Annotated in this window: 8 protein-coding genes; 3 read left to right on the plus strand and 5 right to left on the minus strand. The window is 73.4% G+C overall.

The window, feature by feature from the left end; genetic code table 11:
* Positions 1 to 3: 3 nt before the first annotated feature.
* Positions 4 to 1158, minus strand: coding sequence for a M24 family metallopeptidase (locus ACO4JP_RS06715; RefSeq protein WP_425956603.1), 1155 nt, complete (start codon positions 1156 to 1158; stop codon positions 4 to 6).
* A gap of 188 nt (positions 1159 to 1346) precedes the next feature.
* Between ACO4JP_RS06715 and ACO4JP_RS06720 the strand changes: the two genes are divergently transcribed.
* Complete coding sequence (locus ACO4JP_RS06720; protein ID WP_425956604.1) at positions 1347 to 4616, plus strand: LamG-like jellyroll fold domain-containing protein; 3270 nt, start codon at positions 1347 to 1349, stop codon at positions 4614 to 4616.
* A 16-nt stretch (positions 4617 to 4632) separates the two neighbouring features.
* Here the strand turns inward: ACO4JP_RS06720 and ACO4JP_RS06725 are convergent, their stop codons facing one another.
* The 3 genes from ACO4JP_RS06725 to ACO4JP_RS06735 are packed head-to-tail and all read right to left on the minus strand — an operon-like array spanning position 4633 to position 9226.
* Positions 4633 to 5442: a DUF2599 domain-containing protein gene (locus tag ACO4JP_RS06725; RefSeq protein ID WP_425956605.1), complete on the minus strand. Its 810-nt coding sequence runs from the start codon at positions 5440 to 5442 to the stop codon at positions 4633 to 4635.
* A 49-nt stretch (positions 5443 to 5491) separates the two neighbouring features.
* Positions 5492 to 8020 carry an ATP-dependent DNA ligase gene (locus ACO4JP_RS06730; RefSeq protein WP_425956606.1) on the minus strand — a complete coding sequence of 843 codons (2529 nt, stop codon included), beginning with the start codon at positions 8018 to 8020 and terminating at the stop codon, positions 5492 to 5494.
* A gap of 45 nt (positions 8021 to 8065) precedes the next feature.
* Positions 8066 to 9226 (minus strand): winged helix DNA-binding domain-containing protein, encoded by a 1161-nt coding sequence (locus ACO4JP_RS06735; protein ID WP_425956607.1) that lies wholly within the window; start codon positions 9224 to 9226, stop codon positions 8066 to 8068.
* 104 nt (positions 9227 to 9330) lie between these two features.
* Between ACO4JP_RS06735 and ACO4JP_RS06740 the strand changes: the two genes are divergently transcribed.
* Both ACO4JP_RS06740 and ACO4JP_RS06745 read left to right on the plus strand, forming a co-directional pair.
* The gene (locus ACO4JP_RS06740) at positions 9331 to 10110 is read left to right on the plus strand and encodes a GTP pyrophosphokinase (RefSeq protein ID WP_425956608.1); all 780 of its coding nucleotides are present in this window, start codon (positions 9331 to 9333) and stop codon (positions 10108 to 10110) included.
* 43 nt (positions 10111 to 10153) lie between these two features.
* The gene (locus ACO4JP_RS06745; RefSeq protein WP_425956609.1) at positions 10154 to 10957 is read left to right on the plus strand and encodes a Ku protein; all 804 of its coding nucleotides are present in this window, start codon (positions 10154 to 10156) and stop codon (positions 10955 to 10957) included.
* Here ACO4JP_RS06745 and ACO4JP_RS06750 read toward each other — a convergent pair.
* Entirely contained in the window at positions 10908 to 11438 is a 531-nt protein-coding gene (locus ACO4JP_RS06750) for an SRPBCC family protein (protein WP_425956610.1), read from the minus strand. The two genes, ACO4JP_RS06745 and ACO4JP_RS06750, sit on opposite strands and share 50 nt — an antisense overlap.
* Between the last annotated feature and the right edge of the window lie 16 nt (positions 11439 to 11454).

Genomic DNA, 11454 nt, shown 5'->3' on the forward strand with positions numbered 1-11454 from the left:
TGATCAGCCGACGACGACCAGCTCCCGGGGCGACTCGTTGAGGCGGCGCGCGCCCTGCGGGGCGTCCTCCGGGAACGCCACGACGATGTCCTCGATCCGCACGCCGAACCGGCCGGGTAGGTAGATGCCGGGCTCGACCGAGAAGCACATGCCCGCCTCGATCGGCAGTCCCTCGCCCTCGACCATGTACGGCGGCTCGTGCGTGGTGAGCCCGATGCCGTGGCCGGTGCGGTGGATGAAGTGCTCGCCGTACCCGGCGTCGTCGATCACGCGTCGGGCGGCGCGGTCGACGTCCTGGCAGGCCGCGCCCGGGCGCACGGCCTCGAAGCCGGCCTGCTGGGCCGCGCGGACGACGTCGTGCACCTCGCGCTCCTCGACCGTCGGTTCGCCGACGTGGACGGTGCGCGTGGTGTCGGAGCCGTAGCCGTCGGCGAGGCCGCCGAAGTCGAGCACCACCAGGTCGCCCTCGTGGATCAGGGTCGGGCCGGCGTCGTGGTGCGGGTCGGCGCCGTTGGCGCCCGCGCACACCAGCGTGAAGTCCACCTGCTCGTGGCCGTGCTCGCGCAGCAGGGCGTCGAGCTCTGCGGCGACGTCGGACTCGCGACGGCCCGCGAACGGGCGCTGGACGATCTCGGCGAAGACGGCGTCGGCGCCCGCGCCCGCGGCGGCCAGGCGTGCGATCTCCTCCGACGACTTGACCGCGCGCAGCATGGGCAGCGCGAGCGTGAACGGCTCGTACGAGGTGCCGGGCAGTGAGCGCTGGAGCGCGAGCACGTGCAGAGCCCACGCCGAGTCGCTGATGGCGTACCGCCCGCCCGCGCGCATCTGGCGGCCGGCGGCCGCGTGCTCGTCGTCGCCGTCGGACCACGCGAGCACCTCGACCGGCCCGACGGCGTTCCGCTCGAGGTCGTGCGCCTCCAGGCGCGGCACGACGGCGAGTGCCTCGGTGATGCCGTCGGGAGCGCTCTCGGAAACGGTGCCCGCGGCCGGGACCACCAGCAGGGTGAGGCGTTCGGCGGCAGTGTCCGAGGTGTAGCCCAGGAAGTAGGTCATGTCCGGTCCGGGCGTGACGAGGATCCCGTCGAGCCCGGCGCGCGCGGCCTGCTCGGCGGCGCGGCGGCGGCGGTCGGCATAGACGTGCGGCGCGAACGGCGTCATATGGCCAGCGTAGGGCGGGCTCTCGGACGGCGCCGCGGCCGGACCCGTGCGACCCTGTGGTCGCCGCGGCGATGCGACTTTTCGTCACACTTCGGGCGTCTCGACGACGAGGCCCGGTCGCGGCTGCACGTTCCACCACTCGACGAGGAGGGGTACGAATGTCTGCACCATCACGACGACGAACGGCGATGGGACTGGTGTCCGCGGCGGTCCTCGCGGCTGCGGCGATGGTCGGGGTCACGGTCCCCGCGTCCGCCGCTGCCGGGTCCACCCCGGACCACGGCCTGCGCGCCGACTGGTTCACCGCGTCCGGCTCCGACGGCTGGGCCCTGCACGAGCAGAACCTCACGTTCACCACCGTCCAGGACGACCTCGACCTGGGCGACATGCTCGCGTCCTACCGCGCGCTTGCCGGCCGGACCGACGACGTGGGCGCGCGGTTCACCGGATTCGTCACCGCGCCTGCGACGGGCGACTACACGTTCTCGGTCATCGGGGACAACGGGTTCCGCCTGTGGGTGGGCGACGAGCAGGCGCCCGACATCGACTTCTGGGTGGACCGCTGGGACACCGAGCAGACGGCCGCGCCCGTGCACCTCGAGGCGGGACAGCCGGTGCCGTTCCGGTTCGAGATCTTCCAGCACAACGGCGGCGCCAACGCGCACGTACGCTGGGCCTCCGCGGACGCGGGCGTGGCCAAGCAGGCCGTGCCGGCGTCGGCGTTCACGCCGCCGGACGGGTTCACGCTGCCCGACGTCACCGGGGCGCTCGGCGCGTCCGGGGACGACCTCACGCTGACGTTCGGCGGAGCCGCCACCGGCACCGCGGCGGGCCTCGCCGGCCACCTGCGTGTCCTCGTCGACGGGACGGCGTACCCGCTCGCCGCCGTCGCGGCGTCCGGCGCCACGCTCGCCGTGACGCTCGGCGCCCAGGCCCTCCAGGGCAGCCAGCTCTTCGTCGTGTACGACGGCGCGGGCGACCTCGCCGTCGACGGGCAGGCCGTGGACGCGTTCGCCGTCGGGGCGAGCAACGCCTCGACGTACGTGCTCACGACGCCGTGGGCCGACAAGGTGGGCGCGACGCCGCTGCCCGAGTACCCGCGCCCGCAGCTCGAGCGCCGGGACTGGCAGAACCTCGACGGCACGTGGGACCTCGTTGCCCTCGACGCCGCGGACAGCGCGCTGCCGAGCGCGTGGTCCGACGCCGAGGACGTGCTGGTGCCGTTCCCGATCGAGTCGAGGTTGTCCGGCATCGGCCGGCACGAGGACCACGTCGCGTACCACCGCACGTTCACCGTCCCCGCCGCATGGCACATCGGCGAAGGCACCGGGAAGCAGCGGCTGATGCTCAACTTCGGCGCGGTCGACTTCGACGCCACCGTGATCGTCAACGGAACCGTCGTGACCCGGCACCTGGGCGGCTACGACGCGTTCTCGGCAGACATCACCTCGGCGCTGAAGCCGGGCGCCAACGACCTGGTGGTACGGGTCAGCGACACGACAGGCCTGACCCCGAAGGGCAAGCAGTCGAGCTCGCCGGGCGGCATCTTCTACACCGCCTCGTCGGGCATCTGGCAGACGGTGTGGCTCGAGCCGGTGGCCCGTGCGCACGCCACGGCGCTCGACATCACGCCCGTGCTGGGCGACGTCGCGGGCGACCGCGGCGCGGCGGGCGCGGGCGCCGACGCCCTGCAGGTCGTGGCGCACACCGCCGGGGCCTCGGCCGACACGCGCGTCACCGTCACGGTGCTCGACAAGGGCGGCGAGGAGGTCGCTCACGCCAACGGCCGTCCCGAGGCGCCGCTCACCCTGACGATCGACCGCGCGCACCGCTGGTCGCCCGACGACCCGTACCTCTATGACCTCGACGTCAAGGTGTCCGACAAGGGCTCGCTCGACGCGATCAGCTCGTACGCCGGCGTGCGCTCGATCGGCGTGAAGCAGATCGGCGGCGCCAACCGCATCGTCCTCAGCGGCGAGCGGACGTTCCTGCTCTCCACGCTCGACCAGGGCTTCTGGCCCGACGGCATCTACACGGCCCCGACGGACGAGGCGCTGGCGTGGGACATCCAGCAGACCAAGGACCTGGGCTTCAACACCATCCGCAAGCACATCAAGGTGGAGCCCGCCCGCTGGTACTACCACGCCGACCAGATCGGCATGCTGGTGTGGCAGGACATGCCGTCCGCGTTCACCAGCCGCAACGCCCAGGCGACCGCCCCGGCGGTGACGGACGAGTGGGAGGACGAGCTGCAGGCGATGGTCGAGCAGCACCGCTCGGTGACGTCGATCATCGGGTGGATCCCGTTCAACGAGGGCTGGAGCGAGTGGGACCTCGCGGCCACCCGCCGGGTCGCGCAGGAGGTGAAGGCGCTCGACCCGAGCCGCCTGGTCAACACCCACAGCGGCCAGAACTGCTGCCAGTCGCTCGGCGACGCCGGTGCCGGAGACATCATCGACTGGCACCAGTACACCGGCCCCGCCTCGCCGACGCCCGACGCCACCCGCGCCGCGATCGACGGTGAGCACGGCGGCTTCTCGCTGAGCGTGCTCGGTCACGTGTGGCCCGGCGGGTCCGTCAACCCGTACGGCGAGGTCGCGACGTCGCAGGCCCTCACGGACGCCTACGTGGGAAATACCGCGCACCTGGTGGGCCTGGCCCGCCAGAAGCTCTCGGGCTCGATCTACACGCAGCTCACCGACGTCGAGGGCGAGGTCAACGGGTTCTGGACCTACGACCGGCGTGTGCTCAAGATGGATGCCGCCGCAGTGCGCAGGGCGAACGAGGCGGTCATCGCGGCCGGGTCGGGTCAGCCGGTGCCGCCCGGGACGCCGGGCCTCGGCGGCATCGCGTCCTGGGCCTTCGACACCGCCGACGGCGGCGTGAGCCCCGACGGCGTCGGCGCGAGCGGGGCGACGCTGCGCGGCGGCGCCACGCTCGGTGCGGGCCACGACGGTCAGGCCCTGCTCACCGACGGCGTCGACGACCACGCGACGGCATCCGTGCCGTCGCTCGACACGACCGGCAGCTACTCCGTGGCGGCATGGGTGCGCCTCGACGCCAAGCCGGGCAGCGGCGGGTACGCGACCGCGCTCGGCGCCGACGGCATGGACGGCCAGAGCGCGTTCTTCCTGCAGTACAGCGGGGTCGCGAACGGGTGGGCGTTCAGCTACCCGGGCGGGCCGCGGGCCATCGCGCCCACGCCGACGAACGCCGGCGAGTGGCACCACGTCACCGGCGTCCGGGACGCCCAGGCGGGCACCATCGCGCTCTACCTGGACGGCGTGCGCGTCGCCCAGGGGACGACGTTCGACACGCCCGCCACCACCGGCACGGTCACCGTGGGGCGCGCGCAGTGGGAGCACAACCCGGTCGACTTCCTGCACGGCGCCGTCGACGACGTGCGTCTGTTCGACCGTGCGCTGACGAACCAGGAGGTGGCGCAGCTGGCCGGGTGACGTCGGGCGTGGCGCCTCACGTCGGGTTGCAGCGGGCGGCCAGCACCGCGGCCAGCCCGACGTCGGGGCGCCACGGCTCGAGGTTCCACGTCGCCTTGTCCGGCGCGCCGATCCCGTGGCACACCAGCTGGTCGTGCATGCCGGCGGTGCCGGCGTCGGGGTGGGCGGCGACCACCTCGGCCCAGACCAGCGCCCAGCCCGCGGCACCCGACCGGCGCGCCCACCGCGTGGGATCGACGGCGAGGGAGCGGCCGCCCTCGCGGTCGCCCCACGTGGCCGAGACGAGGCCGTGCGTGCCGAGGGTGAGCGCGACCGGCGTCGCTCTCGCCGCGGCGTCGGCCGGCTCCGGGACCGTGAGTGCGGCGTGGGTCGCGTCGGTCACCGCGAGAGTCACATCGGCTCCCGGTGCGGGGATGCCGCCGACGACGGTGCCCGCGGCGTCTAGCACGCTCACGCCGCCGTCCCCCGCGGCCTCGAGGCTGCCGGGCGGGTCGAGCGTGAGCACGACCGGGACGTCGCGCGACAGCCCGTCCGGGTCGACGGTCAGGGCGGCGACGCCGTCGGACTCGGGCGTCGCCTCGACGGGGGAGGAACCGTCGTCGAGCCGTGCCGCAGCAGCAGCGACCTGGAGGCTCACGGGGCCGGCGGCGAGGACGACCCGCCACGTCCCGTCCGGCGCGAGCACGGGCGTGCCCGGTGCGGCCGCGGTGGGCGACGGGCTCGGCGAGGGATCCACGGCCGGGGCGCGCGTGCAGCCGCCCAGCAGGAGGAAGCCGAGCGTCGCGACGACGAGCGCGGCGCGGACGGCCGCGGCGAGGCGCGTCATCCTGCCGGCGTCGGGAGAGCGCCGGTCAAGGGCGGGCGGGCCGGCGTGCTCACGTCTCGATGTTGACGTCGCCAGGATCCTTGTCCGGCCGCCAGCCCTTCCAGCGCGCAGCGCGGAGGCGCGCGTCGGGGTCGTCGGTCGGGTCGGCGGTCCACTCGGCGTACTCGACCTCGCCCACGAGGCTCGGCGTGGCCCAGCGGGCGTGGGCGGCGTCGAGGCGGGGGACGCCGTCGAGCGGGGGTGTCTTGCGCTCGAGTGCCGTGAGACGCGCGGCGATGTCCTTGCGCTCGGCGTCGGTGAAGCCGGTGCCGACCTTGCCCGCGTAGCGCAGCCCTCCGTCGCTCGACCCGGTCGAGGCCACGGGCACCGCCAGCAGCAGCGCGCCCGCATACCGAGGGTCCTCGCGCTGCTCGCCCGCATGCAGCGGCCGCCAGCCGACGACGACGACCTCCTGGGCGCGCGTGTGCTTGAGCTTGAGCCACTGCCGGGAGCGCCGGCCGGGCTGGTAGGTGGACTCGCGGCGCTTGGCCATGACGCCCTCGAGCCGGAGCCGCCGCGACGTGGCGAGCGCGGCGTCGAGGTCGCCGTCGAACGCCGGGGGGACGTGCATGGGGCGCTGCGCGTCCAGCACGTCCTCGAGCGCGGCCCGGCGCTCGTCGTAGGGCGCGTGCAGCAGCGACCGGGCCCCGGCCTGGAGGATGTCGAACACCATGAGGTCCACCGGGCCGGCGTGCTGCTGAAGCCGGCGAAAGTCAGGTCGGCCGCTGCCGTCGAGGGCGACGACCTCGGCGTCCAGGACGACGGGAAGGTCGCCGCGCACCTGGGCCGCGAGGGGGCTCAGCTCCGGGTAGGTGCGCGTCAGGTCCTGGCCCTTGCGGGACAGCAGGCGGGCCGTCGGGGTGCCGTCCGGCCCCGGTTCGACAACCGCGAGCGCCCGGTAGCCGTCCCATTTCATCTCGAAGGCCCACTCGTGGTCCGCTGCCTGGCCGTCGGCCTCCAGGGCGCGGATCTCGGCCGGGTCCGCGGCCGAGGCCAGCATCGGGGTCAGGGACACGGTGACGCCCGGGGCCTCCGCCGGCTCCGTTGCCGCCGCCTCCGCCGCCTCCGCCTCCGTCGCGTCGGCGGTGCCCTCGGCGGCCGGGGCGTCCGCGGCGGAGGCGGCGGCGTCGTCGGGCTGCGCCTTGGTGCGGTGGATCAGCCAGGAGTTCTCGTCGTCCCCGCGGCCCGTGCGGATGAGCGCCAGGCGGCGCGAGCCGCGGCGCTCGCTGCGGAGGGTGACGATGACCTCCTTGCCGTCGCGCCACTTCTCCTCCTCGTAGGTGCCCTCGTCCCAGATGGTCACCTCGCCGCCGCCGTACTCGCCCGGGGGGATGGTGCCCTCGAAGGCGCCGTACGCCATGGGGTGGTCCTCGGTCTGCACCGCGAGGTGGTTCTGGCTCGGGTCGGTGGGCTCGCCCTTGGGCAGCGCCCAGCTGACCAGCACGCCCTCGTGCTCCAGGCGGAAGTCCCAGTGCAGGCGGCGGGCGTGGTGCTCCTGGATCACGAAGGTGGGGGCGGCGGTGGTCTCGGCCGCCGGGGAACCGGCGTCGAAAGGCTCTGGGGTCTTGGCCGGGTCGCGCTTGGCGTTGTACGTCTGCAGGCGCTCGAGCCGGGCCAGGTGGGCCGGCGTGGGCTCGAGCTGCGACAGGTGCCCGGCCGCGAGGCCTTCGAGCAGGTCGCCGTCACGGTCGACGCGCTCCAGCACCTCCTGGAAGCCGAGGTGCCGCAGGTCTGGGTCCTCGAGCTCGTCCCACGTGCGCGGGGCAGCGACCATGGGGTGCTCGCGGCCACGGAGGGAGTAGGGCGCGATCGTGGTCTTGTTGCCGTTGTTCTGCGACCAGTCGACCAGCACCTTGCCGCCACGCAGCGACTTCTTCATGTCGCTGACCACGAGGTCGGGGTGCTCGGCCTCGAGGTAGAGCGCGAGCTCGTGCGCGACCGTGGAGATCTGGTCCGCGGTGGCGGGCTTGCCTTCGTCGGTGTCGGCGTCGAGCGCGGCGTACAGGTGGATGCCCTTGGAGCCGCTCGTGACGGGGAGCGGGTCCAGGCCCATGCCCTGGAGGATCGCCCGGGCGAGCCGCGCGACCTCCGCGCACTCGGGCAGTCCCGCACCCTCGCCGGGGTCGAGGTCGAGCACCAGGCGGTCCGGCGGCAGGTGCGCGCCCGTGCGGCCGAACTGCCACTGCGGCACGTGGATCTCGAGCGTCGCCGTCTGGCCCAGCCAGGTCAGCGTGGCGAGGTCGTCGACCAGCACGTAGTCGTTCGTCGAGCTCTTGTGCTGGATGCGGCGGGTGCGCACCCACGACGGCGTGGAGGACTCGGCGTTCTTCTGGAAGAACACCTGCCCGTCGACGCCGTTCGGCCAGCGCTTGCGCGTCGCCGGGCGATGGCGCGCGTGCGGGACGAGCACGGGCGCGATCCGGGCGAGGTAGTCGAGCACCTCGCCCTTGGTGGTGCCCGTGGCGGGGTAGAGCACCTTGTCCAGGTTGGTGAGCTGGATCCGGTGCCCGTCGACGGTCACGGTCTGCGGGGCGGCCACCGTGCCATCGTCGTGCGCTCCGGCCGGACCCGCAGCCGGGGCCGGTCAGCCGGCCGCGAGCCTGGCCAGCGGCGACGGGAACCGGGGGAGCACCACCCGTCCGTCGAGCCAGGCCGTGAGCCGCTCCGCGACGGCGTCGATCGCGACCGCGGCCTCCCGGCCGACGTCGTCCAGCAGCCTGACGACGACGGCGCCCTCCGGGTCCTGCCACCATCCGCCGACGATCCGTCCGTCGGACCAGACCGTCGGCCCGGCGTTGCCGGCGCTGTCGTAGACGAGCCGTCCGTGCTCGCCGACATACCAGTCGCGGTCCGTCCAGCCCATCGGGCTCGGGTCGAGGGCGGGGAGCAGCGCGACCCACGGCTCGGGCGGCGCGTCATCGGGGCTCTCGACGTCGTCGGGCAGGACGTAGCCGGTGCGCCCGTCCATGCCGACCTCGACCGCGCCGAGGTCGGCCAGCGAGCGCCGGACGGCGGTGACCGTCGATCCCAGCCACCAGCGCAGGTCGTCGGCGGTGCCCGGGCCGAACCGGCGCAGCCAGCGCTCGACCATCCGCCGGTGCGCGAGCGCAGGCTCGGCCGCCGGCACGGGCGACCCGAGCCAGGACTCCGCGGTGGCCCAGCGCGGGCGGGAGGTCGCCCAGTCGCCACGGTTGGTCGCGCGGACGACGCGGCCCTGGGCCGACAGGATGGTGAGGACCCGGGGTGCGATCGCCAGGTCCGCGGACCAGCGGCCGGCGCCGTAGCGCACCGTGCCCTGGAGGATCGGCAGCTCGGCCTTGAGCTCGGTCGACGCGGCCTGCCGGCCGTCGGCCAGCGCCGCGAGCACCGCCGCCTCCGCCCGGCGAAGCCATGCGGCGCCGTCGGCGGCGATCCCGTCGGCCTCGACCATCCTGATCATCTTGCGGGCCTCGGCCCCGGCGACCCGGTCGCTCGCGGCCGCCTGGACGTCGGGCAGGTCCTCGCGGTCGACCAAAAATAGGGTGCGGCGCATGGCCAGATGCTTCACGAGGGTGCGCTCGACGTAGAGCGCCCGGTCGAGCTGGTCCGTCGTGAAGCCGGGCAGGCGCGCACACGCCGACAGGTAGACGGTCGCCGGGTCGGTGGCGTGCAGGCACACGAGCGCCCGGTTGACCTGCTCGACGCTCGTCGCCGTGCCGGCCGCGAGGAGGTGCCGCCGTGCCAGCCGGGTGCGACGTCGTCCCACCGGGAAATGCTCCACAGGCCCCATGCTCGCCGAGCGGCCGCTCGGGACGCACCTCACAGGGAGTCGCACGCGCTCTTTCCAGAGCGGCGGCCTACGGTGAAGGCGTGACACATCCGGTCGCCCTGCCACCTGCCTGGTCCGTCGAGCCGGCCCAGGTGCGCCGGCTCATGCATGACCTGCGCCGCATGATGCTCAGCTACAAGTTCGGCATCGACGAGGTCATGACCAAGATCTCGATCCTGCGCGACGAGTTCCGGCACATCCACGACTACAACCCGATCGAGCACGCGGGCTCGCGCCTGAAGTCGTTCGAGTCGATCCTCGCCAAGGCGCAGCGCAAGAACATCCCGCTCACGCTCGCGGGCATCCGCGGCGAGATGTTCGACGTCGCGGGGGTACGCGTGACCTGCAGCTTCGTCTCCGACATCTACCGCGTCCGCGACATGCTGGTGGCCCAGAACGACCTCACCGTCGTCGAGGAGCGCGACTACATCGCGCACCCGAAGGCGAACGGCTACAAGTCGCTGCACCTCATCGTGCGGATCCCGGTGTACCTGTCCGACCGGGTCGAGGACGTGATCGTCGAGATCCAGCTGCGCACCATCGCGATGGACTTCTGGGCGAGCCTCGAGCACAAGATCTACTACAAGTACGGCCAGGCGGTCCCCCGGCACCTGACCGACTCGCTCAAGCTCGCTGCCGACGTCGCATGGTCGCTCGACAGCTCGATGGAGCGCATCCACGACGAGGTCAAGGCCATCGCCGTCGACCCCGACCTGGTCGTCCACAACGACACGCGGCTGCGCCCGGAGGAGATGCTCGAGGCGTTCATGCGCACGGTCGACGTCACGGACGCGGCCTACCAGCCGTTCGGAGGCAAGTAGCGCTGCCCGAGCGCGGGTTCGCGGCCCGGGTGACCATGGACGGATGCGGGCCATCTGGAAGGGCGCGGTGACGTTCGGTCTCGTGAACGTCCCCATCAAGCTGTACAGCGCGACCGAGGACCACGACGTGCCCCTGCACCAGGTGCACGACGCCGACGGCGGGCGCATCCGTTACCAGCGCGTGTGCGAGATCGACGGCAAGACGGTGCCGTACGAGCACATCGACAAGGCGTACGACGACGGCGAGCACACCGTCGTGCTCACGAAGGACGACCTCGCCGACCTGCCCGCCGAGCGTGACCGCGAGATCGAGGTCGTGGAGTTCGTGCCGTCGGACCAGATCGACCCGATCATGCTCGACCGCACCTACTACCTGGAGCCCGACTCGAAGTCGACCAAGGCGTACGTGCTGCTGCGCCGCACCCTCGAGGAGTCCGACCGCATCGCCGTCGTGAAGTTCGCGCTGCGGCAGCGCACACGCCTCGCCGCGCTCCGCGTGCGCGGCGACGTGCTGGTGCTGCAGACCTTGCTGTGGTCGGACGAGGTGCGCGAGGCCGAGTTCCCGTCGCTGGAGGAGACGGTCAAGGTCTCCAGCAAGGAGCTGGCGATGTCGCAGCAGCTCGTCACGAGCTTCGAGGCCGACTTCGCCCCCGACCAGTTCGAGGACGAGTACCAGGCCCAGCTGCGCAAGCTCATCGAGGCCAAGATCGAGAAGGGCGAGGCGGTCAGCAGCGCCGAGACCTTCGGCGAGGCGGCCGAGGGCGAGGGCGCCGAGGTCATCGACCTCATGGAGGCCCTCAGGAAGAGCGTGGAGGAAGCGAAGAAGACTCGCCGGAAGAGCGGCTGAGCCAGGCCGCCAGGCCACGCTCGCCAGAGCGCATGACGGCCGCGTGCGCGGCCGTCAGCGCCCGGCGCGGCAGCAGGCGCAGCAGCCGGCCGACGGCGTCGGAGCGGGCGAGCGCGACCACCCACGTCAGCGTCACCAGAGTCCCGCCCGGGACGGCCATGACACGGACGTCGGCCGTGCCCACGAGGTCGCCCGACGCGCGCATCAGAGCCCGCCCCGGGACCACCGGCCGGCCCGGCGACGGCTCGGTCCTGGACTCGAGCACCAGCCCGAACCGCAGCGACCAGCCGAGCGGGCTGCGCACGCGCACCCGCACGCGCGACCAGCGCTCGGCGGTCCGCCCGCCCGAGGACGCCACCTCCTCGGCGACCAGGTGCGGCCACCAGCGCGGCCACGTGAACGCCGGGTCGGCGAGCTCGTCCCAGACGGCGTCGACGTCGGCGGGGATGTGCCAGCGCGACTCGAGCCGGAATCTGCGCACGGCACCATCCTGCGCG

Source organism: Xylanimonas sp. McL0601, from assembly GCF_049852175.1.
Lineage (GTDB): Bacteria > Actinomycetota > Actinomycetes > Actinomycetales > Cellulomonadaceae > Xylanimonas.